At 72.8% G+C, this 22,645-nt stretch carries 24 protein-coding genes and 1 pseudogene; 15 read left to right on the forward strand and 10 right to left on the reverse strand.

The genetic code is table 11. The features are described from left to right. Positions 1 to 38: 38 nt before the first annotated feature. Complete coding sequence (locus tag JT362_RS33995) at positions 39 to 869, reverse strand: CoA transferase subunit A (protein WP_260196065.1); 831 nt, start codon at positions 867 to 869, stop codon at positions 39 to 41. A gap of 159 nt (positions 870 to 1,028) precedes the next feature. On the opposite strand from JT362_RS33995, the gene JT362_RS34000 reads away from it, so the two are divergent. The 7 genes from JT362_RS34000 to JT362_RS34030 are packed head-to-tail and all read left to right on the forward strand — an operon-like array spanning position 1,029 to position 8,062. Next, positions 1,029 to 1,991: an ABC transporter substrate-binding protein gene (locus JT362_RS34000; protein WP_260196026.1), complete on the forward strand. Its 963-nt coding sequence runs from the start codon at positions 1,029 to 1,031 to the stop codon at positions 1,989 to 1,991. Next, on the forward strand, positions 1,988 to 2,752 hold the full coding sequence (locus tag JT362_RS34005; protein ID WP_260196027.1) for an ABC transporter permease: 765 nt from the start codon (positions 1,988 to 1,990) through the stop codon (positions 2,750 to 2,752). Before JT362_RS34000 ends, JT362_RS34005 begins: the two co-directional genes overlap by 4 nt. Further along, positions 2,749 to 3,522: an ABC transporter permease gene (locus JT362_RS34010; protein ID WP_260196028.1), complete on the forward strand. Its 774-nt coding sequence runs from the start codon at positions 2,749 to 2,751 to the stop codon at positions 3,520 to 3,522. Before JT362_RS34005 ends, JT362_RS34010 begins: the two co-directional genes overlap by 4 nt. Before the next feature lies 1 nt (position 3,523). After that, positions 3,524 to 4,303 carry an ABC transporter ATP-binding protein gene (locus tag JT362_RS34015; protein WP_260196029.1) on the forward strand — a complete coding sequence of 260 codons (780 nt, stop codon included), beginning with the start codon at positions 3,524 to 3,526 and terminating at the stop codon, positions 4,301 to 4,303. Beyond that, a complete protein-coding gene (locus JT362_RS34020) occupies positions 4,300 to 5,760 on the forward strand; it encodes an aldehyde dehydrogenase family protein (protein ID WP_260196030.1) in 1,461 nt (486 codons plus the stop codon). The genes JT362_RS34015 and JT362_RS34020 overlap by 4 nt, the downstream gene beginning before the upstream one ends. Further along, on the forward strand, positions 5,760 to 6,941 hold the full coding sequence (locus JT362_RS34025) for a 4-hydroxybenzoate 3-monooxygenase (RefSeq protein ID WP_260196031.1): 1,182 nt from the start codon (positions 5,760 to 5,762) through the stop codon (positions 6,939 to 6,941). Before JT362_RS34020 ends, JT362_RS34025 begins: the two co-directional genes overlap by 1 nt. Next, on the forward strand, positions 6,938 to 8,062 hold the full coding sequence (locus JT362_RS34030) for a 5-methyltetrahydropteroyltriglutamate--homocysteine S-methyltransferase (protein ID WP_260196032.1): 1,125 nt from the start codon (positions 6,938 to 6,940) through the stop codon (positions 8,060 to 8,062). Before JT362_RS34025 ends, JT362_RS34030 begins: the two co-directional genes overlap by 4 nt. Here JT362_RS34030 and JT362_RS34035 read toward each other — a convergent pair. From JT362_RS34035 to JT362_RS34060, 6 genes are read right to left on the reverse strand one after another with little or no spacing between them, the layout of a single operon-like run. Continuing rightward, positions 8,043 to 9,146, reverse strand: a complete 1,104-nt coding sequence (locus JT362_RS34035; RefSeq protein ID WP_260196033.1) for an amidohydrolase family protein — start codon at positions 9,144 to 9,146, stop codon at positions 8,043 to 8,045. The two genes, JT362_RS34030 and JT362_RS34035, sit on opposite strands and share 20 nt — an antisense overlap. Before the next feature lie 4 nt (positions 9,147 to 9,150). Beyond that, positions 9,151 to 10,446, reverse strand: a complete 1,296-nt coding sequence (locus JT362_RS34040; RefSeq protein WP_260196035.1) for a type I glutamate--ammonia ligase — start codon at positions 10,444 to 10,446, stop codon at positions 9,151 to 9,153. A gap of 44 nt (positions 10,447 to 10,490) precedes the next feature. Further along, positions 10,491 to 11,204: a sugar phosphate isomerase/epimerase family protein gene (locus JT362_RS34045; protein WP_260196036.1), complete on the reverse strand. Its 714-nt coding sequence runs from the start codon at positions 11,202 to 11,204 to the stop codon at positions 10,491 to 10,493. After that, positions 11,201 to 11,968: an NAD-dependent epimerase/dehydratase family protein gene (locus JT362_RS34050; RefSeq protein WP_260196037.1), complete on the reverse strand. Its 768-nt coding sequence runs from the start codon at positions 11,966 to 11,968 to the stop codon at positions 11,201 to 11,203. The genes JT362_RS34045 and JT362_RS34050 overlap by 4 nt, the downstream gene beginning before the upstream one ends. A gap of 10 nt (positions 11,969 to 11,978) precedes the next feature. Next, a complete protein-coding gene (locus JT362_RS34055) occupies positions 11,979 to 13,157 on the reverse strand; it encodes a CynX/NimT family MFS transporter (protein WP_260196039.1) in 1,179 nt (392 codons plus the stop codon). A gap of 46 nt (positions 13,158 to 13,203) precedes the next feature. Beyond that, on the reverse strand, positions 13,204 to 13,476 hold the full coding sequence (locus JT362_RS34060; protein ID WP_260196040.1) for a hypothetical protein: 273 nt from the start codon (positions 13,474 to 13,476) through the stop codon (positions 13,204 to 13,206). A 148-nt stretch (positions 13,477 to 13,624) separates the two neighbouring features. Between JT362_RS34060 and JT362_RS34065 the strand changes: the two are divergent. From JT362_RS34065 to JT362_RS34095, 7 genes and pseudogenes are all read left to right on the forward strand, one after another. After that, positions 13,625 to 13,837: pseudogene (locus JT362_RS34065) on the forward strand (YbaB/EbfC family nucleoid-associated protein); the annotation flags it as partial. A 139-nt stretch (positions 13,838 to 13,976) separates the two neighbouring features. Further along, positions 13,977 to 14,750 carry a tyrosine-protein phosphatase gene (locus JT362_RS34070; protein ID WP_260196042.1) on the forward strand — a complete coding sequence of 258 codons (774 nt, stop codon included), beginning with the start codon at positions 13,977 to 13,979 and terminating at the stop codon, positions 14,748 to 14,750. A gap of 1 nt (position 14,751) precedes the next feature. Next, positions 14,752 to 15,441 carry an SDR family NAD(P)-dependent oxidoreductase gene (locus JT362_RS34075; RefSeq protein WP_260196044.1) on the forward strand — a complete coding sequence of 230 codons (690 nt, stop codon included), beginning with the start codon at positions 14,752 to 14,754 and terminating at the stop codon, positions 15,439 to 15,441. A 78-nt stretch (positions 15,442 to 15,519) separates the two neighbouring features. After that, on the forward strand, positions 15,520 to 16,449 hold the full coding sequence (locus tag JT362_RS34080) for an ABC transporter ATP-binding protein (protein ID WP_260196045.1): 930 nt from the start codon (positions 15,520 to 15,522) through the stop codon (positions 16,447 to 16,449). Next, the gene (locus JT362_RS34085) at positions 16,442 to 17,302 is read left to right on the forward strand and encodes a hypothetical protein (RefSeq protein WP_260196046.1); all 861 of its coding nucleotides are present in this window, start codon (positions 16,442 to 16,444) and stop codon (positions 17,300 to 17,302) included. Before JT362_RS34080 ends, JT362_RS34085 begins: the two co-directional genes overlap by 8 nt. After that, complete coding sequence (locus JT362_RS34090) at positions 17,299 to 18,210, forward strand: ABC transporter ATP-binding protein (protein ID WP_260196047.1); 912 nt, start codon at positions 17,299 to 17,301, stop codon at positions 18,208 to 18,210. Before JT362_RS34085 ends, JT362_RS34090 begins: the two co-directional genes overlap by 4 nt. Further along, on the forward strand, positions 18,207 to 18,923 hold the full coding sequence (locus JT362_RS34095) for an ABC transporter permease (protein WP_260196048.1): 717 nt from the start codon (positions 18,207 to 18,209) through the stop codon (positions 18,921 to 18,923). Before JT362_RS34090 ends, JT362_RS34095 begins: the two co-directional genes overlap by 4 nt. On the opposite strand, the gene JT362_RS34100 is transcribed toward JT362_RS34095, so the two are convergent. Further along, positions 18,920 to 20,512: a tetratricopeptide repeat protein gene (locus JT362_RS34100; protein ID WP_260196049.1), complete on the reverse strand. Its 1,593-nt coding sequence runs from the start codon at positions 20,510 to 20,512 to the stop codon at positions 18,920 to 18,922. The genes JT362_RS34095 and JT362_RS34100 overlap by 4 nt on opposite strands. Before the next feature lie 445 nt (positions 20,513 to 20,957). Here JT362_RS34100 and JT362_RS34105 point away from each other — a divergent pair, with 445 nt between their 5' ends. Next, positions 20,958 to 21,539 carry a hypothetical protein gene (locus tag JT362_RS34105; RefSeq protein WP_260196050.1) on the forward strand — a complete coding sequence of 194 codons (582 nt, stop codon included), beginning with the start codon at positions 20,958 to 20,960 and terminating at the stop codon, positions 21,537 to 21,539. A 67-nt stretch (positions 21,540 to 21,606) separates the two neighbouring features. Here JT362_RS34105 and JT362_RS34110 read toward each other — a convergent pair whose 3' ends face one another. Then, entirely contained in the window at positions 21,607 to 22,302 is a 696-nt protein-coding gene (locus JT362_RS34110; RefSeq protein WP_260196051.1) for a hypothetical protein, read from the reverse strand. Beyond that, on the reverse strand, positions 22,299 to 22,616 hold the full coding sequence (locus tag JT362_RS34115; protein ID WP_260196053.1) for a PadR family transcriptional regulator: 318 nt from the start codon (positions 22,614 to 22,616) through the stop codon (positions 22,299 to 22,301). Before JT362_RS34115 ends, JT362_RS34110 begins: the two co-directional genes overlap by 4 nt. Between the last annotated feature and the right edge of the window lie 29 nt (positions 22,617 to 22,645).

Below are 22,645 nucleotides of genomic sequence, written 5' to 3' on the forward strand. Positions count from 1 at the left end.
CCTCCCGTGCTCGGCGCTGACGCGCCTGCGCGCGCTCGTCAGTCCAGACGGCGTACGCTCCCTCGCTCTCGCTCCCGCACCGATTCCAGCCACTCGGTGAACCGCTCGCGGGATCGGCTCACGGCGTCCCAGGCGCGGTAGGCGTCGTTGTCCCGTTCGTAGTAGTCCTGCGCGTACGAGGGTCGTGCGCCGCCCGGGACCTCCGCCACCGCGGTCACCACCCACGACGGCAGCACCACCGCGCCCGGCCGGGGCTCCAGCTCGTCGACGACCTCCTCGACCGTCACCAGCGACCGGCTCGCCGCGAGCACCGCCTCCTTCTGCACGCCGACCAGGCCCCAGAGCTGCACGTTGCCGCGCCGGTCGGCCCGCTGGGCGTGGATCACCGTGACGTCCGGGCGGAGCGCCGCCACCGCCGCCAGCTCCTCGCCGGTGAACGGGCAGGTGACCGTGCGGATCGTGTCCGTGTGGCCGGCGAGGTCGGTGCCCTGGTAGCCGCGCAGTACCGCGAACGGCAGGCCGGACGCGCCGGCGACGTACCGGTTCGCCATGCCGGCGTGGCTGTGTTCCTCCAGCTCCAGCGGCGCCGGCCACCCGTTCTCCACCGCGTCCCGCAGCCGGTGCAGTGAGCCGACGCCGGGGTTGCCGCCCCAGGCGAACACGAGTTTGCGCGCGCAGCCGGCGCCGATGAGCTGGTCGTAGACGAGGTCCGGGGTCATCCGCACCAGGGTCAGGTCGCGCCTGCGCTGCCGGATGATCTCCAGCCCGGCGCGTGCGGGGATGAGGTGGGTGAAGCCCTCCAGCGCCACGGTGTCGCCGTCCCGCACCAGCTCCGCGACGCCGTCGGCCAGTCCCACCAGCTCGGCCAATGCCCTCTCCGTTCGCATGACGAACGAGCGTTCACTACTCGCACGATAGGAGCGGCCCACTGGTCAGTCAACGGTTGACGGCCCCGTGAGGTACCTCTACGTTCACCACGAGAACGAGCGTGCGATCTCCGAACACGCCACTCGATAGGGAGTCCGCCGATGCGCCGACACCTCGCCGCGCTCCTGTTAGCGCCGATCCTCCTCGCCACGGCCGCCTGCGGCTCGGACGGCGACGACGGCGGGGGCGGGTCCCCCGACCAGCCGGACAAGGTCACCGTCGGGGTCATCCCGATCCTCGACGTGGCGCCGATCTACCTGGGCGTCGAGAAGGGCTTCTTCGCCGAGCGGGACATCGAGGTCTCGCTCGAGACGGCCGAGGGCGGTGCGGCGATCGTGCCGGCGGTGGTCTCCGGCCAGTACCAGTTCGGCTTCAGCAACGTGGTCTCCATGCTGCTGGCGCACTCCCAGGGCCTGCCGATCAAGATCGTCAGCAACGGCGTCAACTCCACCGGCGTGGACGGCGAGGACTTCGCCGCGCTGATGGTCAAGGCCGACAGTCCTATCGAGACGGCGGCCGATCTGGAGGGCAAGACGGTCGCGGCGAACACGTTGCAGAACATCGTCGACACCAGCGTGCGCGCGTCGGTACGCGAGGCGGGCGGCGACCCGAGCAAGGTGAAGTTCACCGCGCTGCCGTTCCCGGATCAGCCTGCCGCGCTCGCGAACGGCCAGGTCGACGCGGTGTTCGTGGTGGAGCCGTTCCAGCAGGCGGTGCTCGCCCAGGGCGGCCGTAAGATCGCCTCCAGCTACGTCGACGCGGCGCCGGACCTCACGGTGGCCGTGTACTTCGCCTCCCAGCAGCTGCTCGCCGAGGACCCGGACCTGGCCAAGCGGTTCACCGAGGCCATGGCCGAGTCACTGTCCTATGCGGACTCCCATCCGGACGAGGCCCGGCAGATCATCGGCACCTACACCGAGATCGCGCCGGAGGTGATCGAGCAGCTCACGCTCCCGAAGTGGCCGGCGGAGGTCAACCGGGAGTCCGTGCAGACCCTCGCTGACCTGGCGCTGGAGGACGGGCTGTTGCCGGAAGAGGCCGACGTGGAGGCCCTTCTGCCGTGAGACTCGTGCTGGGGTTGGCGGGGTTGCTCGGCTTCGGCGTGTTGCTGGAGCTGGCGCCGAGGATCGGGCTCGTCTCCGAGCGGTACGCCCCGCCCACCAGCACGATCCTGACCACGCTCGCCGAGCAGGCGGGCGAGGCGCGGTTCTGGACGGCGGTACTCGACACCACCCGCACCTGGCTGCTCGGCCTGGCCATCGCGGTGCTGCTGGGCGTGCTCGCCGGCATCGCGCTCGGCTCGGTGCCGATCGTGCGCGCGGCGACGTCCTCGACCATCGAGTTCCTGCGCCCGATCCCGTCGGTGGCGCTGATCCCGCTCGTGGTCGTGCTGTACGGGCCCACGGTCACCTCGACGCTCGTGCTCGTCGTGTACGCGGCGTTCTGGCAGGTGCTCGTCCAGGTGCTGCACGGGGTCGCCGACATCGACCCGGTGGCGCACGACACCGCCCGCTCCTACCGGCTCGGCCGCCTGGCGCGGGTGCGATACCTGGTGTGGCCGACCGCGCTCCCCTACGTCGTGACCGGCGTGCGCCTGGCCGCGACCGTCGCGCTGATCCTCACCATCACCGGGGAGCTGGTGATCGGCCCCCCCGGGCTCGGGCAGGAGATCGCGATCGCGCGCACCTCCGGCGCGGTACCGGCGATGTACGCCTTGATCGTGGTCACCGGGCTGTTCGGGGTGGTCGCGAACGTGATGACCCGGGCCGCGGAACGCCGCGCGTTGCACTGGCATCCGTCGATGCGGACGGAGGTGCCGGCATGACCGTCCTGCGCCGCGTCGTGCTCGCGCTCGGGCTGCCGGTCGTGCTGGTGGCCGCGTGGTGGTTCGCCAGCGCCGGCAGCACCGACTTCTACTTCCCGCCGCTCGCCACGATCGTCGAGGTGTTCCCGGAGACCTGGTTCGGCTCGCGGCTGACCGACGACGTGCTGCCGAGCCTGGCCAGGCTGGGCATCGGGTACGCGGCCGCGCTGCTGCTCGGCGTCGCGCTGGGCATCGTGATCGGCTCGAACCGGTGGGTGCGGGCGACGACCGAGCCGCTGCTGGAGTTCCTGCGCGCGATCCCGCCGCCGGTGCTGGTGCCGATCCTGATCCTGGTCGCGGGCATCGGCGACACCATGAAGGTCCTGGTGATCGTCTCCGGCTGCCTGTGGCCGGTGCTGCTGAACACCGTCGAGGGGGTGCGCTCGGTCGACGACGTGCTCGCCGACACCTGCCGCACGTACCGGATCCGCGGCCGGCTGCGCTGGTGGCACCTGGTGGTCCGCTCGGCCAGCCCGCAGATCGTCACCGGCGCGCGGCAGGCGCTGTCGGTCGGGATCATCCTGATGGTGATCAGCGAGATGTTCGCGGCGAACAGCGGCCTCGGGTACTCGGTGATCCAGTTCAAGGACGGCTTCCAGATCCCGCAGATGTGGAGCGGGGTGATCCTGCTCGGTCTGCTGGGGGTGCTGCTGTCGGTGCTGTTCCGGCTGGTCGAGCACCGGGTGCTGAGCTGGTACCACGGCAGCCGAACCGCGAGTGAGGAACCCTGAGATGCTTGCCGTCAACGGACTGTCCAAGGTCTACACAGGACGCGGGCGCCGGGTCGAGGCGATCGGCGACCTCACCTTCACCGTCGAGGGCGGCAGCTTCGTCTGCGTAGTCGGCCCGTCCGGCTGCGGCAAGACCACGTTGCTGCGCTGCTGCGCCGGCCTGCTGCCGCCGACCTCGGGCACGGTCGCGCTGTCCGGCGCACCGGTGACCGGGCCGCCGGACGGGCTGGCGGTGGTGTTCCAGGAGTACGGCCGGAGCCTGTTCCCGTGGCTGCGGGTCGCCGACAACGTCGACCTGCCGCTGCGCGCGGCCGGGGTCGCCAGGGCCGAGCGGCGTGACCTGGTGACCGAGGCACTCGACGCGGTCGGCCTCGGGGACGCGCACCAGGCGTACCCGTGGCAGCTGTCCGGCGGGATGCAGCAGCGGGTGGCGATCGCGCGGGCGATCGCGTACCAGCCGAGGGTGCTGCTGATGGACGAGCCGTTCGCCGCCGTCGACGCGCAGACCCGCGCGGACCTGGAGGACCTGATCCGCTCGGTGTGGCAGCGGCTCGGCGTGACCCTGGTGTTCGTCACCCACGACATCGACGAGGCGGTGTACCTGTCCCAGCGGGTGATCATGCTGACCGCCTCGCCGACCCGGGTGGCCGACGACCTGGTGATCGACCTCCCGGCCGAACGCGACCAGCTGACCACTCGTAGCGACCCTCGGTTCACCGAGCTGCGCGGCCTGGTCTACGCCCAGATCCAGAAGGCCAAGCTCGAAGGGAGAACCCGATGAGCGGACTGCTCGACCCCGGCGTGTTCGCCGGCAGCGTGTACAGCGGGGGCTGGACCCAGCCGCGGGGTGGGAGCGCGCCGATCGTCGCGCCGGCCACCGGTGCGGAACTCGGCACCACCGGCGTCGCCGACGCCGCCGATGTCGCCGACGCCTGCGCGGCCGCCGCCTCGGCTCAGCGCGAATGGGCCGCGGCGACCTACGCCGACCGGGCCGGGGTGCTCCGCCGCGCGGGGGCGCTGGTCGAGGAGCATGCCGACGAACTGCGGAACTGGGTGATCCGGGAGACCGGCGCGGTGCCCGGGCTCGCCGCGTTCGCGGTCGGGGTGGCCGCGCAGGAGTGCTACGAGGCGGCCGCGCTGGCGTCCCGGCCGCCGGGTGAGCTGCTGCCGACGACGGAGCCGAGGCTGTCGCTGCTGCGCCGGGTCCCGGTCGGTGTGGTCGGGGTGATCTCGCCGTTCAACGTGCCGCTGATCCTGTCCATCCGCTCGGTCGCGCCCGCGCTGGCGCTGGGCAACGCGGTGGTGCTCAAGCCGGACGTGCGCACGCCGGTGAGCGGCGGGTTCGCCATCGCGCGGCTGCTCGCCGAGGCCGGGTTGCCCGACGGGCTGCTGCACGTGCTGCCCGGTGGCGCGGACGCGGGCACGGCGCTGGTCGAGGACCGGCACGTGCGGGTGGTGTCGTTCACCGGGTCGACCGAGGTCGGCCGGCGGGTCGGGGAGCTGGCCGCGCGGCACCTCAAGCGGGCGCACCTGGAGCTGGGCGGCAACTCGGCGCTGGTCGTGCTGGACGACGTGGACGTGGACCGCGCGGTGTCGGCGGCGGCGTGGGGTTCCTACCTGCACCAGGGCCAGATCTGCATGACCACCGGGCGGCACCTGGTGCACGAGCGGGTCGCGTCGACCTACGTGGAGGCCCTGGCCGAGCACGCCAAGGCGCTGCCGGTCGGCGACCCGGCGGCCGGCGAGGTGGCGCTCGGCCCGCTGATCGACGCCGGTCAGCGGGACAAGGTGCACACGCTCGTCACGTCCACACTGGACGCCGGCGCGACCTTGCTGGCCGGCGGTTCGTACGAGGACCTGTTCTACCGGCCGACCGTGCTCGACCACGTCGGCCCCGGCATGCCCGCCTACGCCAACGAGGTGTTCGGGCCGGTGGCGCCGGTCGTGCGGTTCGCGAGCGTCGACGAGGCGGTGGCGCTGGCCGCGGACAGCGCGTACGGGCTGTCCCTGTCGATCCTGACCGGGGACGCGATGCGCGGGCTCGCGCTGGCCGACCGGATCCCCACCGGGATCGTGCACATCAACGACCAGACGGTGAACGACGAGGCGGTGGCGCCGTTCGGCGGCGTGCTCGACTCCGGCACGGGCGCCCGGTTCGGCGGCTCGGCGAACCTGGACGCGTTCACCGACTCGCGCTGGATCACCGTGCGCGGCGACATCCCGGAGTACCCGTTCTGATGGAACGCACGCAGGTCGCGATCATCGGTGCCGGCCCGGCCGGGCTGCTGCTGGCGCACCTGTTGCACCTGCGCGGCATCGACTCGGTGGTGCTGGAGCGGCAGTCCAGGGCGCACATCGAGCGGCGGATCCGGGCCGGGGTGCTGGAGCAGGGCAGCGTCGACCTGCTGACGTCGGTGGGTCTCGCGGATCGCCTGCACCGGGAACGCCTGGTGCACCACGGGGTCGAGCTGCTGTTCGACGGGGTCGGCCACCGGGTGCCGTTGTCCGAGCTGTCCGGCCGCGAGCTGACCATCTACGGCCAGCACGAGCTGGTGAAGGACCTGGTGGCCGCGCGGCTGGCGACCGGCCGGCCGTTGTGGTTCGACGCGCCCGCCGTGTCCGTCGAGGGCGTCGAGGACGCGCCGGTGGTGCGGTACGTGCACGACGGCCGGGAGCACGAGCTGCGCTGCGACGTGGTGGCCGGCTGCGACGGCTTCCACGGGGTCAGCCGCCCGGCGGCGGGCGGGGCGTTGCGCGAGTACGAGCACGGGTACCCGTACGCGTGGCTGGGTGTGCTGGCCGAGGCGCCGCCGTCGGCCGAGGAGCTGATCTACGCCTCGCACGACCGGGGTTTCGCGCTGCACAGCATGCGTTCCCCCACGGTCACCCGGCTGTACCTGCAGGTGGCGCCGGACGAGTCCGCCGAGTCCTGGCCGGACAGTCGCGTGTGGAAGGAACTCGCCGTCCGGCTCGGCCGGGACCAAGGGTTCGAGCTGACCGAGGGTCCGATCGTGGACAAGTCGGTGACGGCGCTGCGCAGCTTCGTGGTGGAGCCGATGCGGCACGGCAGGCTGTTCCTCGCCGGCGACGCCGCGCACATCGTCCCGGCGACCGGCGCGAAGGGCCTCAACCTGGCGGTCGTCGACGTCGCCGTGCTGGCGTCCGCGCTCGGCCGGTTCTTCGCCGACGGCGACGAGTCCGGGATGGACGCCTACTCGGCCACGTGTCTGGCCAGGATCTGGCGGGTACAGCACTTCTCGTGGTGGATGACGTCGGTGCTGCACCTGGCGCCGGACGGCGACCCGTTCACCCGCCGCCTGCAACTGTCCCAGCTGCGGTACCTGACCAGCTCGACCGCGGCCGCGACGTCGTTCGCGGAGAACTACGTCGGCCTCCCCTTCCCGGAAGGAGTCACATGAGTCCCACCGAGGTTCCCCCGTTCCGCGCCGACCACGTGGGCAGCCTGCTGCGGCCGGCCGCGCTGCTGGCCGCCCGCGACGACCACGCCGCCGGGCGGATCTCCGCCGAGGAGCTGCGGTCGGCCGAGGACACCGCGATCCGCGAGGTGGTCGCGATGCAGGCGGAGGCCGGGCTGCGCTCGGCGACCGACGGCGAGTTCCGGCGCACGTCCTGGCACATGGACTTCATCTACCGGCTCGGCGGCATCGGCCGGTCCGACGACGAGTCGATCAAGGTGCGGTTCGAGAACCCGGACGGGGTGATCGAGTTCAGCTCGGCGGCGCTGCACGTGGACGGCCCGGTCCGGCTGACCGAGACCGTGTTCGCCGACGACTTCACGTTCCTGCGCGAGGTCGCGGGCGACGCGGTCACCCCGAAGCTGACGATCCCGTCGCCGAGCATGGTCCACTACCGGGGCGGCCCGGCCGCGCTGGACCCGACGGTCTACCCGGACGAGGACCTGTTCTGGGCGGACCTGTCCGAGGCGTACGCGGAGCAGGTGGCCGGGGTCTACCAGCTGGGCTGCCGGTACCTCCAGCTCGACGACACCAGCCTGGCCTACCTGAACGACCCGAACCAGCGCGCCCAGCTCGCCGCGCGCGGGGACGACGCCGAGCACCAGCACCTGCGCTACATCAGGCAGATCAACACCGCGCTCGCCGGCCGCCCGGACGACCTGCGGGTGACCACGCACATGTGCCGGGGCAACTTCCGCTCGTCGTGGGCGGCCGAGGGCGGCTACGACTTCGTCGCCGAGGCCCTGTTCTCCGAGCTGGCCGTGGACGGCTTCTTCCTGGAGTACGACGACCCCCGGTCCGGCTCGTTCGCGCCGCTGCGGTTCGTGCCGCCCGGGAAGATGGTCGTACTCGGCCTGGTGACCACCAAACGCGGCGAGCTGGAGTCGAAGGACGAGCTGAAGCGGCGGATCGACGAGGCGTCGAAGTACGTTCCGCTGGAGCAGCTGTGCCTGTCCCCGCAGTGCGGCTTCTCGTCCACCGTGGAGGGCAACGTGCTGACCCACGACGAGCAGGTCGCCAAGCTGGCGCTGATCGTCGAGGTCGCTAGCGAGGTGTGGGGCTGACGCCCTGGTGCAGGCGGGCGGCGTTGCCCGCGCCGACCGCGTACGCGAGCCGTTCGGCAGCGTCGGCGTCCAGCACGTCGTCGGCGAGCCAGGAGTCGAGCAGGCGGCCGAAGTGGTGCCGCCACAGCACGGCGCCGAGGTGGTGCAGCTCGGGCAGCACGTTGCCGTCCGAGGAGTAGAGCACCGAGTCGAACGGGGCCAGTTCCAGCGCCTCGGCGAGCACGTCGTCCGCGCGGACGCCGACGAACGGGAGCGTCAGTCCGATGTCGACGGACACGTGGTCGAACACGTGCGCCAGGTACGCGGCGTTGCGGTGGAACGGCCAGCAGTGCAGCAGCACCACGTTCGCCCGGGTGGTGCGCAGGAAGTCGGTCAGCAGCAGCGGGTCGACCTCGCGCAGGTGCAGGTCCTCGTCGCCGAACCCGGTGTGGAACTGCAGCGGCAGGCCCAGTTCGGCGGCGACCCGCGCGGCCTCGTGCACGACCCAGGCGTGCAGCACCGGGTCGGTCAGCCGCGACCCGCCCGAGCGGAGCCACTCGCCGGCCGCGCGGGTCGCGTCGCGGTCGGACGGGCACTCGCCCGGCACGTCGAGCCCGGACCGGTAGGCGACGACGGTCTTCAGCGCCACCGCGTCGCGTGCCCGGTCCCGCAGCTCCGCGCGGAACGCGTCGAGCAGGCCGTGCGCGCCGTGCCCGGCCGTGCTCTCGGCGACCTGCTCGACCCGGACGACCTCGTGCCCGCGCCCGCACACCTCGCCCGGCGAGAGTTCCGGGGACGGTGCGTAGCCGGTGTCGACGAACCAGTGCTCCACGCCGGTCGCGCGCAGCAGCCGGTCGGTGGTCTCCCGCCAACCCAGCTCGGCGCGGCGCTCCAGGTAGTCCTCCGGCGCGGCGTGCGCGGGCAGGTCGAGCAGCGGCGCGCACCACCGGCGCACGGCCAGCCCGAGCGAGGAGTGCCACCGGTCACGGGTGCCGGCGGCGGCCGCCTCGGTCAGCCCGCCGGCGAACTCGGCCGGTTCGGGGTCACGGGCGAGCACGGCGTGGCAGTGCTGGTCGATCAGCGGCACGTCGTCGGTCGCGGCCATCGGATCACCACCGCCAGCGGGTCGCGGCGGCCAGCTGGTGCGGGTCCAGGTCGGCGCAGCGTTCCGCCTCGGCACGTCGCACGGTCAGGATCGCGTCGTGCAGCTCGGGGCCGAGGGCGTCGGCCAGGACCGTCGACGCGGCGAGGGCGTCGGCCGCCGCCTCGGCCGACCTCGGCAGCCGGTGGACGCCGGCGGCCCCGGGGTCGTCGAGCAGGGCCGGGTCGCCGGTGACCGGAGGCGGCAGGCGCAGGTCGTCGGCCATCCCGGCCAGCCCCGCGGCGATCACGCAGCCGACGACCAGGTACGGGTTCGCGGTGCCGTCGAAGCACTTGAGCTCGGCGTTGGCCGACTCCTCGGTGCCGGCGATCACGCGCAGGGCGGTCTCCCGCGTCTCGTGCCCCCAGCTCTGCCAGATGCCGGCCCAGCGGGAGGGTCGCAGCCGCAGGAAGCTCGCCGGGTGCCCGGCGCCGATCGCCAGCAGCGCGGGCAGCTCGCGGAGCAGGCCGGCCAGGAACGCCTCGCCGGGCGGCCGCATCGCCGCGAACGTGTTGCCCGCGTCGTCGTGGACCGACAGGTGCAGGTGAGCGCCGGAGCCCGCGCCGTCCGGGTCGACACTGGGTGCGAAGGTGGCCCGCCAGCCGTGCGCGAGGCTTCGCGAACGGACCGTGTGCCGGACCAGCACCGCGTCGTCCGCGGCACCGACGGGGCCGTTCGGCGCGACCGACACCTCCAGTTGGGCGGTGGCGTACTCGGGGTGGAACTGCTCGACCGCGAGCCCCTGGCGGGTGAGGTCGTCGACCAGGTCCACCGCGTACCCGGCGACGTGCTCCAGCCGGATCTGCCCGTAGCCCGGGCCGTCGAACGCCGGGGTGAAGTCACCGGTTCCGAGGATCCACTCGTGCTCGAACGCCATCCGCAGCGTGAGCCCCCGGCGCACGGCCGCTGCCTCCTGCCGAGCGGCGAACGCACGCTGACAGGCGACGAACGACTCGCCGGTCTTGGTCAGTTTGTCCGCCGGCGCCCACGCCCAGCCCGGCATCGCCGACAACGCCACCAGCCGGTCGAGGTCCGGCACCAACCGCAGGTCACCGTCCGGGCCGCCCAGGTACTCCCCCGCCACCATCACGTCGTCCGCCCCGAACGCCTCGAAACACGGCGACGCCCCGACCCCGGCCGAGACCGCCGCGTCCAGCCGCTCCAGGGGCACCGTCTTGACCCGGGTGATCCCGGCGTTGTCCACGAACGACAGCTCCACCAGCCGCACCCCGGCCGCGCGCAACGCCTCCACGTTCGTCGCCATGCGATCAGGGTCGCAGGTGAGCCGCCGGCGCGTCCACGGATGGCTCAGCCGAGCCAGCGCAGCAGGGTGGCGGCGTCCTCGGCGAACGCGGCCGGGTCGTCGTCGCGGACGAACTCCAGCAGGGCGTGCCCGTCGCCCATGGCGGAGAGCACCGGCAGCCACATCGACTCCCGGGCGGCGAGGGGCAGCCGGTCGCCGGTGTCGGTCCAGGAGAACACGTGCGCGGTGACCGGGCGCAGAGTCTCCACCGCGGTGAGCGCGTCGGCGGCCGAGGACCCGATCGGGGGCTGCCAGTACGGGCGGGCCGCCGGCACCTCGGCCAGGAGCTCCACAGTGGACTCCAGGGTGTCGGTGAGGGTGTTCGCGTGGTACTCCAGGCAGACCGTGACCCCCTCGCTCGCGGCGAGCGCGGCCACCCGGGCGATGTCGGCGACGACGGCGGCCCGGTCGGTCTCGGCCGCCGACCCGCGCTGCCCCGCCCAGATCCGAACCCGCGGCGCCCCGAGCGCGACCGCGGTACGGAGCACGTCGTCGAACGAGCCGCCCGCCCCGGCCCGGTAGTACGAGCCGTACGCGCTGACCTCGATCCCCGCGTCGGCGCACCGGGCGGCGGTCTCCCGGGCGGCCACCTCGTCGGGAACGTGCACGTCACCGCCCCACTCGACCGCCCGCAGCCCGGCCCCGACGACGAGCGAGACGATCTCGGGAACGCTCAGCTGACGGAAGGTGACGGAGACCAAACCGGGAACGAGGGTCATCCGACGCTCCCGGTGTTGTCCATCGGCGCCCAGCCGAGCTCTCGTTTCGCCTTGGCCAGGCTCATCGTGCGTTCGTCGCCGTCGCCGCTGATGGCGTAGAAGTCGAAGCCGTGGCCGCGGCGGGCGAGGGCGGCCTCGATCGCGGCGGCCACGTCGCGGGCCGAGGTGGAGATGGCGCGCTGCATCGCCGGGCCGTCCTTGGGCCACGCGTCGTCGGGCACCGGGAAGCACAGCCGCAGGCACACCGCGTCCATCCCCCAGGCGACCGTCGCGTTGCGGCAGACCTCCTCGCCGAGCCGCTTGGCGAGCCCGTAGAAGTCGTACCCGTCCGGCGGCGTCGACTCGTCCGGGTAGCGGCCGAGCCGGTCGTCGTCGCGGGGCGCCGGGCCGGGGTCCGCGCCGTAGAGCGGGTGCGCGTACACGGACATGCTGCTGGTGTAGACCATGTGGGTGGCCCCTGCCCGGTGTACGCCGGTCAGCGCCGCGTACATGCCGGGCACGGCGACGTCCAGGTGCGCCCGCGCGGTCTCCGGCGTGCCCCAGTCCGCGTTCGGCCCCATCGCCATGAACACCAGGGAGTCGACCCCCTCGGCGAGCGACGCGACGAGGTCGACGTCGTGCAGGTCGCCGGTGTGGTAGGCCACGCCGGGCGTTGGGACCTTCGGCTCGGCCAGGTCGAGCACCCGAAGCTCGTGCCGCCGCGCCAGGTGCGGCACCACGATCGACCCGACCGAGCCGCAGCCACCGATCACCAGCAGGCGCATGACGCTCCCTTCAGACCCGCACGTGCGCGTCCCGTCCGGCGCGCAGCCCGACCACAGTGTGCACGGCCGCGACCCCGGCGAGCACCGCGAGCGGCACCCGCCAGCCGCCGGTCGCGTCGTGCAGCGCGCCGATCGCCACCGGTCCGACGGCGGCGAACAGGTACCCGATCGCCTGCCCCATCCCGGCCAGCGACGCCGACGAGCGCGGGTCCGCCGCGCGCAGGCTGAAGAACGCGAGCGCGAGGAAGAACAGGGTGCCCGCGCCGGTCCCGGTGACCAGCGCCCACACCGGCGCCAGCTCGGGCGCGAACAGCAGCCCCAGGTAGCCCGCCATCGCCAGCACCGACCCGCCCGCCGCGATCATCCGCTGATCCGGCAGCCGCCGCAGCACCAGCGGCAGCACGAGGCTCATCACGACGCCGATCATCTGGTAGACGAACAGCATCCAGCCCGCGTACTCCTCGCTCCGCCCGGTGTCCTGCACGATCGACGGGAACCAGGCGACCATCGTGTAGAACCCGCAGGCGGACAGCGCCATGAACGCCGAGACCTCCCAGGCGAGCGGCACCCGCCACGGCGCCCTCGGCCGGTCGGTCACCGGCTCCGGCTCGGTCCGGCGACGCAGCTGCGGGCTCCACAGCGCGATCGCGACCAGTGCGAGCCCCGCCCAGCACCCGAGCGAGGCACGCCAACCGCCGGGCAGCACCCCGGCCAGCGGCACCGCGACCCCGGCCGCGGCGGCGGCGACGATCCCCATGACGGCGGTGTAGACGCCGGTGACCGCGCCGACGTGGTCGGGGAAGTCCCGTTTGGTCATGCTCGGCATCAGCACGTTGCCGACGGCGATGGCCGCGCCGAGGAACACCGTGCCGGTCCAGAGCAGCCCCGGCACCGGAAGCGACCGGAGCACGATGCCGGCGACGAGCCCGACCATGGCCACCAGCAGCATCCGGTCGACGCCGAACCGCCGGGCCAGTCGCGGCACCTGCGGCGAGACGGCCGCGAACGTGAGCAGTGGCAGGGTGCCGATGAACCCGGCCTCGCCCGCGGTGAGCCCGATGTCCTGGCGGATCGTCTCGAGCATCGGCCCGACCGAGGTCAGTGCCGGACGCAGGTTGGCCGCGACCAGGAGAAACCCGACGACCAGCAGAACGCGGCGGCCGGTCCCCTGGTCCTTAGCAGTCCTCACGACCGTCACGGAGCAACGGTGTCACACCGGCCGACCCGCCGGCAAATCACCACCGGAGCGCGCAGCAGATCGCCGGCACGCAGCGCGGCCGGGCGCGGCGGTCCGCGCAGCGCGGTTCCGGCACGTGCGCGCTTCGGGCGGCGGTCTCCCAGGCCCCCGGTGGCACCTCGAACGCCGGCACCAGGACCGGGACCGTCCCCTCGTCGTCCACCGGCTCGGTGACCCCGCGCTCGGCGAGAGCGGACGCCCGTACCCACTCGGAGCGCGCGACAACGGGCGGCGGGCCGCACCTCGGATCGGACGCCCGTGCCGCGCGCACGGGCCCCGCGTTCCCGGAACGTTCCGGGAACTCCACGGGATCGGTGGCCGCCTGGCCCGGCGTGCCGATCCGATCCCGCGACGAGTTGGCCGCACACGCCGAACGCGCGGAACGAGGACTGCTCGCGCTGTAACGCGACCTCGCCGGCCGGGTGCTGACCGCGCGGGACGACCACGGCGTCGTGGAGGTCTCGGTGGACAGCACGGGCGCGGTGGTCGAGGTCGCCCTCGACGCGTCGGTCGTGTCCCGGATGGACCCGTCGACCCTCGCGCACGCGGTGCTGCGCGCGACGAGGGCGGCCCAGGAAGCCGCGCGGCGGCTGGTCGGACAGCGCCGCGCGTACCACCTCGGTACCGAGTGAAAGGCAGGAAACCCATGAAGGCCGGTCTCACCGGCGGGCGGGGCGCACGCGGCGCGGGACGGGAGTCCGGAGGCCGGCCGCTGAGCACGTGAGGTTCGCCACCCGTGTGGGTGATCGCCGGATCTGGTGAGATGGCGGCGTGGCCTGGATCGAGCTCGAGAACGCGGTGAACGTGCGGGACGTCGGTGGACTGCCCACGGTTGGGGGTGGTTCCACGGTGCCCGGGCGGCTCGTTCGCTCGGACAACCTGCAGGACCTCTCCCCCACCGACGTCACCCGCCTGGTCGACGAGGTCGGCGTACGCACGGTGATCGACCTGCGCAGCCACGCCGAGGTCACCTCCGAGGGGCCGGGGCCGCTGCGCGCCGTCGACCACGTGCGGCACCTGCACCTGTCGGTCCTCCCGGAGAGCCAGGGCATGACCGACGCCGCCGCCGACGCGCTCGCGCTGAACCGGCGGCGGGCCCGCGAGCGGGACGCGTCGGACCTGATGCTGGCGTTCTACCTCGGCTACCTGGAGGACCGTCCGGACAGCATCGTCGGGGCGCTGCGCGCGATCGCGGACGCGCCGGGGGCCGCACTCGTGCACTGCGCGGCCGGCAAGGACCGCACCGGCGTGGTCGTCGCGCTGGCGCTGAGCGTCGCGGGCGTGCGGCGCGAGGTCGTGGTGGCCGACTACACCGCGACCGCCGAGCGCATCGACCGGGTCCTCGACCGGCTGCGCTCCTCGCCGACCTACGCCGAGGACGTCGACCGCCTGCCCGCCGAGGAGCACCGTCCACGAGCGGCCACAATGGACAGGTTGCTGGCCCGACTGGACAGCGACCACGGCGGCGTGCTGGGCTGGCTCGCCGAGCACGGCTTCGATGCGCGGGACGCCAAACGCTTGCGCGACAAGCTCCTGGAGGTCTGACATGGCTAGGTCCGCGCTGGTCACCGGTGGTACCGGCGGGCTGGGGGTCGCGGTCACGACCGCGTTCCTCGACGCCGGCTGGCGGGTCGTGGTGCCGTGGGTGGTCGAGCGCGAGCTGACCCGGATGCCGAAGCACCCCCGGCTCAAGCTGGTCCGCGCCGACCTGTTCGACGAGAAGTCCGCCCTCGAGTGCGCGGCCGCCGCGGCGTCCAACGCGGACGCCCCGCTGCGCGCGGTGGTCAACCTGGTCGGCGGCTTCGCCGCGGGCGGGCGGGTGCACGAGACCCCGATCGACGAGTTCGAGAACCAGCTGCTGCTCAACCTCCGGGCGACGTACCTGACCTGCCACGCGACCCTGCCGTACCTGGTCCAGTCCGGCGGCGGGTCGATCGTGTGCATGTCCAGCCGCGCGGCCAAGCGCCCGTTCGCCGGCGCCGCCGGCTACGTGACGTCGAAGGCCGGCATCCTCGCCCTGGTCGACGCCCTGAACGTCGAGTACGCGGACGCCGGCGTACGCGCCAACGCCGTACTCCCCGGCGTCATCGACACCCCCGCCAACCGCGAGGCCATGCCCGACTCCGACCGCCGCGACTGGGTCGCCCCCGCCGACATCGCCCGCACCATCCTGTTCCTCGCCGGCACCGAGAGCTCCACCATCAGCGGCGCCCACATCCCCGTCGACCGCGCCTGACCGCCCTGACCCCTAAGGGGCGATTTCAGGGAGCGGGCCGGATGCCGGCCGGGGCGGCGTCCCCATAGTGTCTGTGGCGTGGTTCTCATCGAGACGGACTCGCTCGAAAAGCGATACGACGACAAGGTCACCGCGCTCGCCGACCTCTCCGTGGCGATCGAGCCGGGGATCGTCGGACTGGTCGGGGTGAACGGGGCCGGCAAGAGCACGCTGATCAAGCTCGCGCTCGGTCTGCTGGCGCCCACCGGCGGCAGCATCCGCGTACTGGGGCACGACCCGATCGCCGACGGGGAGGCGGTGCGCGCTCGGGTCGGCTACATGCCGGAGCACGACTGCCTGCCACCCGACGTGATCGCGGCCGAGTTCGTGACGCACATGGCGAGAGTCAGCGGTCTGCCGGCGGCGACGGCCCGCGAGCGCGCGTCGGAGACGCTGCGCCACGTCGGCCTGTACGAGGAGCGCTACCGCCGCATCGGCGGGTACTCCACCGGCATGAAGCAGCGGGTCAAGCTCGCGCAGGCGCTCGTGCACGACCCGGAGCTGCTCCTGCTGGACGAGCCGACCAACGGGCTCGACCCGGAGGGCAGGCGCGCCATGCTGGACCTGGTGCACCGGATCGGCAGCGAGTTCGGGATCTCGGTCGTCGTCTGCTCGCACCTGCTCGGCGAGATCGAGCGGATCTGCACCTCGCTGGTCGCGATCGACGCCGGCCGGCTGCTGCGCTCGGCGACCCTCTCGTCGATGACCCAGCACAGCGACCTGCTCATGGTCGAGATCGACGAGGACCCGGCCGACCTCGCCGAGTTCCTCGGCCGGCACGGGCTCGAGGTGCGCAAGGACAAGCGCTCGCTGATGGTGCGCATCGGCGGCGAGCCGGACGAGACCTACGACCTGATCCGGGACGCGGTCGCCGAGCTCGACCTGTCGCTGCACCGGCTGGAGCAGCACCGCCACCAGGTCGCCGACCTGTTCCGGGACCTGCCCACCGCGGAGGCGACGCATGCCTGACACACCCACCGGTGTCATCCACGACATCGGCTACCAACGCTACGAGGGGCCTCGGCTCGGCCGCGGCTACGCGACCCGGTCGCTGTTCACCCGCAACGTGCGCGCCGCCTACGGGCTCGGCCGCAGCGCCTGGGCCAAGGTCCTGCCGATCGGCCTGCTCGCGGCGGCGTCGATCGCGGCGCTGATCCTCGTCGTGGTCAACACCCAGCTGCCGATCGAGGTGATCGACTACGTCGGCATCGCGTCGACGTTCACCTACGCCGCCACGGTCTTCGTCGCGGTCGTCGCGCCGGAGCTGGTGTCCACCGACCTGCGCAACAACCTGGTCGCGCTGTACCTGTCCCGCCCGCTGCGGCCCCGCGACTACGCGCTGGCCAAGCTGGCGGCACTGGCCACGGCGACGTTCGTGATGTTCGCCGGGCCGATGGTGGTGCTGTTCCTCGGCATGGCGTTCAGCACCGACAACGGGTTCGCCGGGGTGATCGAGGAGTTCGGCGGGCTGCTCGCCGGCCTCGCCGCCGCGGCGATCCACGCGGCCGTGCTGGCCGCGATCGCGCTGCCGTTCGCGTCGCTGACCGGCCGCCGGGTGTTCGCCACCGGCATGATCATCGCGGTGAGCCTGCTGACCGCGCCGATCAGCGCGATCCTGCAGACGCTCAGTGAGGACGCGGGCGGCCAGCTCGCCGGCCTGATCAACCCGGTCAACCTGCTCAACGGCGTCGACCGCTGGCTGTTCGACGGGGGCGTCTTCGACGTCGGCCCGTACGGCGCGGTGTACGGCCTCGTCTCGCTCCTGGTCATCGCCGTCGGCACGGCGTGCACGCTCTTGCGGTATCGGAAGGTGAAGCCATGACCGCGGTGGAATTGGACTCGGTGTCCCGCTGGTACGGCAACGTGGTCGCGGTCAACGACGTCACGCTGACCGTCAACCCCGGCCTCACCGGCCTGCTCGGCCCGAACGGCGCCGGCAAGACGACCGTGCTGCACCTGATGGCGGGGCTGCTCGCGCCGTCGCAGGGCACGGTGACGGTCGGCGGCGAGGCCGCGTGGCGCAACCCGGACATGTACAAGCAGCTCGGCCTGGTCACCGAGCGGGAGAGCGTGCCGGGGTTCCTGACCGCGCGGGAGTTCGTGCTCGCCTCGGCGAAGCTGCACAAGCTGCCGGACCCGCGGGCCGCGACCCGCGCGGCGCTGGGCATCGTCGAGATGGAGTCCGCGCAGGACCGGGAGATCTCGACCTACTCCAAGGGGATGCGCCAGCGCACCCGGGTCGCCGCCGCGCTGGTGCACGACCCGACGGTGCTGCTGCTCGACGAGCCGTTCAACGGCATGGACCCGAGGCAGCGCATGCACATGATGGAGCTGCTGCACCGGATGGCCGACGAGGGCCGGACGATCCTGTTCAGCTCGCACATCCTGGAGGAGGTCGAGCAGCTGTCCGGCACGGTGCAGGTGATCGTGTCCGGCCGGCTGGCCGCCTCCGGCGACTACCGGCACATCCGGCGGCTGATGACCAACCGCCCGCACGTGTTCACCATCTCCTCGTCCGACGACCGCCGCCTCGCGACCGTCCTGATCGGACAGGAGTCGGTGTCCGGCGTGTCGATGGCGGACGGCGCGCTGCAGGTGCACGCGAGCGACTACGGCACGTTCACCCGGGCACTGGCGAAGCTGGCCAAGAAGTCCGGCATCCGGCTGACCAGCGTCCTGCCGGCCGACGAATCCCTCGAGAAGGTCTTCTCCTACCTGGTGGCGGCATGAACACGACTGTCATGGCACTGACCGCGCGGGCCCTGCTCGGCCGGCGGCGAGTACTCCTGCTGTTGCCGATGCCGTTGGTGCTGATCGGCATGACGCTGATCGGCTCGACCGCGTCCGGCGTCGAGGCGTCCGAATGGGGCCCGACGGTGTTCGGCAACCTCGGGTTGAGCGTGATCCTGCCGCTGACCGCGCTGATCGTCGGCAGCAGCGTGCTCGGCCTGGAAATCGACGACGGCACGATCACGCACCTGCTGACGAAACCGTTGCCGCGCAGCGAGATCATCCTGTCCAAGCTGTGCGTGGCCTGGCTGGTGACGACGGTGGCGACCGGGGTTCCGCTCGCCGTGTCGGCGCTGATCGCCGGGTCCGGAGCGCTCGCGGTGGGGTTGGTGGCCGGGGCGCTGCTGGGGTCGCTCGCGTACTGCGCGCTGTTCCTTGCGCTGAGCGTGATCAGCAAGCGTCCGGTGGCGGTGGGGCTGGTCTACATCATGCTGTGGGAGAACCTGCTGGTCGGCTTCGTGGACGGGGCGCGGGTGTTCAGCGTCCAGCAGCACGCCACGTCCTTCGCCAACGCGATCGCGCAGTCGGACATGCTCAACGACACCGTCCCCGTGGTCACCGCGATGATCGTCGCCGCGGTGTTCGTCGGCGTCGGCACCGTCGGCGCGACGATGAAGCTGCGCTCCTTCGGCCTCACCGGCGAGGCGACCTAGCCGTAGCGGGCGTTCTCGAGCATGACCGCGATCAGCTCGGTGCGACTGGTCCTGGTGTCGGGGTGGTCCGGGCCGAGGATGTGGCGGCGGGAGCTGAGCACGTCGCGCAGTTCGGTCGCCGCCTCGCGGAAGCGGCCCATGCCCATCAGGACCGCGGCCAGGTTGTGCCGGCTGACCAGAGTGTCCGGGTGCGTCGCGCCGAGCACCCGGACACACGCGTCCAGCTCGGCGCGGTGCGCGGTGAGCGCCTCGTCCTGGCGGCCGAGGTTGTTCAGGACGGCGGCCACGTGGTCGCGGCTGGTCAGGGTGTCCGGGTGGTCGGGGCCGAGCAGGCGGTTGCGGGTCGACAGCACGCCGCGGTGCTCGGTCAGCGCGGCCTCGTAGCGGCCGAGCGCGTTGAGCGCGACGCCGACGTTGGTGCGGCTGACGAGGGTGTCGGGGTGGTCGGGGCCGAGCAGGTGGCGGCGCGCGTCGAGGACGTCGCGGTGGCAGGCCAGCGCCTCCTCGTGCCGGCCCAGGTGCCCGAGGATGGCGGCGTGGCTGTTGCGGCGGCTGAGGTTCTCGACGAGGTCGGCCGGAGTGTCGATGGGGTCGTCGAGGGTGCGGGCGTGCATCTCGAGCGCCAGTTGGTAACGGCCGGCCCGGCCGGCGGCGTGGCCCATGGAGCGGGCGTCGGTGGTGCCGGCGTGGCGTAGTGCGGTGCGCAGGACCTCGTCGGGGACCGGGTCGAACGGGTGCGTGCGCTGCGTGTGGTCGACCAGGTAGTCGAAGACCGTGACGGTGTCGCCGTCGCGGGCCAGCAGGGGTGACGGGTCGGGCTCGGTCGCCCAGGCCCAGGCGTCCGCTGTGGACTCTCCGGGCTGGTAACGGGCTTGCACCTCGTCGAGCAGTGCGACCGGGAGCGGGCCGCGGAACCCGGCCCGGCGGCAGTCGACGGCGGCGGAGACGAGCGCGGCGCCGCGCGGGTGGGTGCCGTCGCGCCAGCGGGCGAGCAGACGGGGTCCGCCGGCGAGGTGCTCGGGCAGCCGGTCGGTGTGCGCCAGGGCGTCGGCGAGCGCCGGGACTCGGCGGGCGCGGGCCAGCTCGGCCGCCGAGAACGCCGGTGCGAGGTGGATCAGCTCGGCGGTGGCGAGCAGGCGGTGACGGCATTCGGCGAGGGTGCGGTCGGACTCGGTGGTCAGCAGCTCGTACTCGTGCCGGCGCATGGTCGCGACGGCCACCCGGTGCCCGCCGACGAGGAGGTCGTCGAGCGTGCCCGGGGTGAGGACGTCGAGGAACCGGTCGAGGTCGTCGAGCCAGAGCACGGCGCGGCGGGCGGTCGCCATCTCCGCGACGGTGGCGGCGAGGTCGGTCGGGGCGGGCGCGAACAGCCGGTGCCGGCCGAGCGCCGCCGACGTCGCCGCCCAAGCCAGCCGGGACTTCCCCGCCGCCGCGTCCCCGACGACCAGCGCGAACCGACCGGGCCGCAACAGGTCGACGAGCTCGTCGTGACGGTCGCGGCGGACGTAGGGCGGGGTGCCGCCGACGGCCCGGTGCACCCCGATGGTCACCGGGTCGCGGACCGAGCGCACGCTGCCGTGGCGCCTCATTCACACCTCCTACCGTTCGCGTCGTCGCGACCGTGCTCAGCGTGACACGTTCCGGCACGGGAAGATGACACGAGCCCGTAGTCCCGACGGGTTCGCGGCCAGGACGCCGACAGGGCATGATCGAGTACCCGCGGATCGGCTCGAGGCGCCTACCCGGCGGTTGTCCGCACGTCACGAGACGCGCGAGCCCGCGGGTCGGCGGAGTCGGCGCGGTCGGCGGAGTCGGCGCGGTCAGCGCGGTCAGCGCGAGTCGGCGCGAGTCGGCGGAGTCGGCGCGAGTCGGCTCAGTCAGCGCGAGTCGGCTCAGTCAGCGCGAGTCGGCTCGGTCAGCGCGAGTCGGCGCGAGTCGGCGCGGTCGGCGCGATGATCGAGCTTCCGCGTGCCTGCGGTCTGCGCGATGATCCATGCCGGGCGCGGCAACGAAACCGAAGGATGAGGTGGCGCGGTGGTGAACGGGGTTGGCACGGACGGGCGCTGGTGGGTGACCGTGCTGTCGGGAACGGCATGCCTGGTGGCGCTCGTGGTGTGGATGTTCAGTTCCGGGACGGCGCAACTGGTGTCCGGGTTCCTCGGCGCGTTGGCCGGGCTGGTGCTCGTCGTGGTGTCGGTGGTGAAGGCGATCGTCGATCACCGGCCTGGGGTGGTGCTGGTGACGCTGGCGTTCCTGGGCGTCGGGGCGTTGCTGAGCGCGATCGTGTTCGGTTTCGCGTACGTCGGTGAGTCGTTGACGTACGTGGGCGGCGAACCGGCGACGGCCGAGATCACCCGCTGCGAGGAGGAAACCGGCGAACCGGACGACGACTGTGTGGCGCGCTGGACCGTCGGCGGGCGGGAACACACCGGCGAGATCGAATTGTCGTTCGCCCAGCAACCGGGCGACACGGTTCCGGTCCACGCGGTGGACGGCGAGGCGGTACGGGCGGGCGGGCTGACGGTGCTGGTGGTGGCGTCGAGCGGGGTCGCCGTGCTGTCGCCGGTGGTGGCGTTCGTGATCTACGTGTCCGTTCGCCGCTCCCGCCGGACCTGACGGATGGAGCCCGTACCGGGGGTTCGTCGGGCTTGTCGGTTCTGGTGGCGGGTGTGGTGGTCGTCGGTTACGTGTCGGTGCGGCGTTCGGGGTGGCCGTTGGCTTGGCGGAGGGAGCGGCGGAGGACGAGGGCGTAGCGCAGTTGCCTTGCGGCGTAGCGGATCTGTCGGCGGCGGGACGGGCGTAGGTCGTACAGTTCGGCGCGGAACTCGGCGCTGAAGCGGTCGCGGTGTTCGGCCGGTAGCAGGAACACCGACATCGACAGCAGGACGCGGGACAGCGGATTCAGGTGCAGCACCAGCACGCCGGTGGACACCTCCGCGCCGGACAGGGCCAGGTCGCGGGCTATGTCGTGCGCGTCGGCCAGGGTGCGGGTGAGGGCCGTCGCGTTGGGGATTCCGGCGGCCAGGTCGCGGACGCGGGCTATCGCGAAGGTCAGTTCCCACGGGTCGTCCACTTCGGACAACGCGGTCAGGCGATCGCTGATCAGGTCCGCTTCGGCGAGGTGTTTCGGGCGGTGGCGGCCGGTGCCCATGTGCCGGGACATCGAGTGGGCCAGCAGGCGCGCGCGGACGTAGGACTGCCCGAGCACGGTCGCGAGCACGCGGGCGCGTCCGCGCGAGCGGGTGTCCGCGAAGGACATGCCGATGGCGCGGAACACCTCGCCGTGCCGGCCGCTCTGCGGGGACACCTCGAACTGGACCAGGGCGCGGAGACGCAGGACCAGCCCGGAAACCGTGTAGCGGAGCCGCACGCCGATCACTGGCCGCCACTCCCCGCGAGTCCGGGACGCAGCCGAAGCCGCGCCACGGTGGCGTCGGCGCGGGCCAGTGCGGCCTGGACGGACGCGATGCCGTTGGGGTCGAGCCGGTAGTAGCGCCGGCGGGGCCTGCCCTCCTCTCGGGGATCGATGTTCTCCCAGTGGCTGCGCAGCCACCCGACCTTCTCCAACCGCGCGAGGATCGGGTGGATCGTGCCGCTCGGCAGGCCGGCGGCGGCGCAGATCTCCAGTCCGTACATCTCCCGTGACGGGTCTTCCAGCAGCGCGTGCAGCACGCGCTGGGTCGGAAGCGTCATCCGTGGAGGCGAGCTCTCCCCAGGCATTG

The organism is Actinophytocola gossypii (assembly GCF_025165815.1).
Taxonomy (GTDB): Bacteria; Actinomycetota; Actinomycetes; order Mycobacteriales; family Pseudonocardiaceae; genus Actinophytocola; species Actinophytocola gossypii.

Excerpts from the sequence above, each read along its gene's own strand:
- JT362_RS34000 (WP_260196026.1), top strand. The coding sequence starts at position 1,029 with ATGCGCCGACACCTCGCCGCGCTCCTGTTAGCGCCGATCCTCCTCGCC.
- JT362_RS34010 (WP_260196028.1), top strand. The coding sequence starts at position 2,749 with ATGACCGTCCTGCGCCGCGTCGTGCTCGCGCTCGGGCTGCCGGTCGTG.
- JT362_RS34015 (WP_260196029.1), top strand. The coding sequence starts at position 3,524 with ATGCTTGCCGTCAACGGACTGTCCAAGGTCTACACAGGACGCGGGCGC.
- JT362_RS34020 (WP_260196030.1), top strand. The coding sequence starts at position 4,300 with ATGAGCGGACTGCTCGACCCCGGCGTGTTCGCCGGCAGCGTGTACAGC.
- JT362_RS34025 (WP_260196031.1), top strand. The coding sequence starts at position 5,760 with ATGGAACGCACGCAGGTCGCGATCATCGGTGCCGGCCCGGCCGGGCTG.
- JT362_RS34030 (WP_260196032.1), top strand. The coding sequence starts at position 6,938 with ATGAGTCCCACCGAGGTTCCCCCGTTCCGCGCCGACCACGTGGGCAGC.
- JT362_RS34035 (WP_260196033.1), bottom strand. The coding sequence starts at position 9,146 with ATGGCCGCGACCGACGACGTGCCGCTGATCGACCAGCACTGCCACGCC.
- JT362_RS34040 (WP_260196035.1), bottom strand. The coding sequence starts at position 10,446 with ATGGCGACGAACGTGGAGGCGTTGCGCGCGGCCGGGGTGCGGCTGGTG.
- JT362_RS34045 (WP_260196036.1), bottom strand. The coding sequence starts at position 11,204 with ATGACCCTCGTTCCCGGTTTGGTCTCCGTCACCTTCCGTCAGCTGAGC.
- JT362_RS34050 (WP_260196037.1), bottom strand. The coding sequence starts at position 11,968 with ATGCGCCTGCTGGTGATCGGTGGCTGCGGCTCGGTCGGGTCGATCGTG.
- JT362_RS34075 (WP_260196044.1), top strand. The coding sequence starts at position 14,752 with ATGGCTAGGTCCGCGCTGGTCACCGGTGGTACCGGCGGGCTGGGGGTC.
- JT362_RS34085 (WP_260196046.1), top strand. The coding sequence starts at position 16,442 with ATGCCTGACACACCCACCGGTGTCATCCACGACATCGGCTACCAACGC.
- JT362_RS34090 (WP_260196047.1), top strand. The coding sequence starts at position 17,299 with ATGACCGCGGTGGAATTGGACTCGGTGTCCCGCTGGTACGGCAACGTG.
- JT362_RS34095 (WP_260196048.1), top strand. The coding sequence starts at position 18,207 with ATGAACACGACTGTCATGGCACTGACCGCGCGGGCCCTGCTCGGCCGG.
- JT362_RS34100 (WP_260196049.1), bottom strand. The coding sequence starts at position 20,512 with ATGAGGCGCCACGGCAGCGTGCGCTCGGTCCGCGACCCGGTGACCATC.
- JT362_RS34115 (WP_260196053.1), bottom strand. The coding sequence starts at position 22,616 with ATGACGCTTCCGACCCAGCGCGTGCTGCACGCGCTGCTGGAAGACCCG.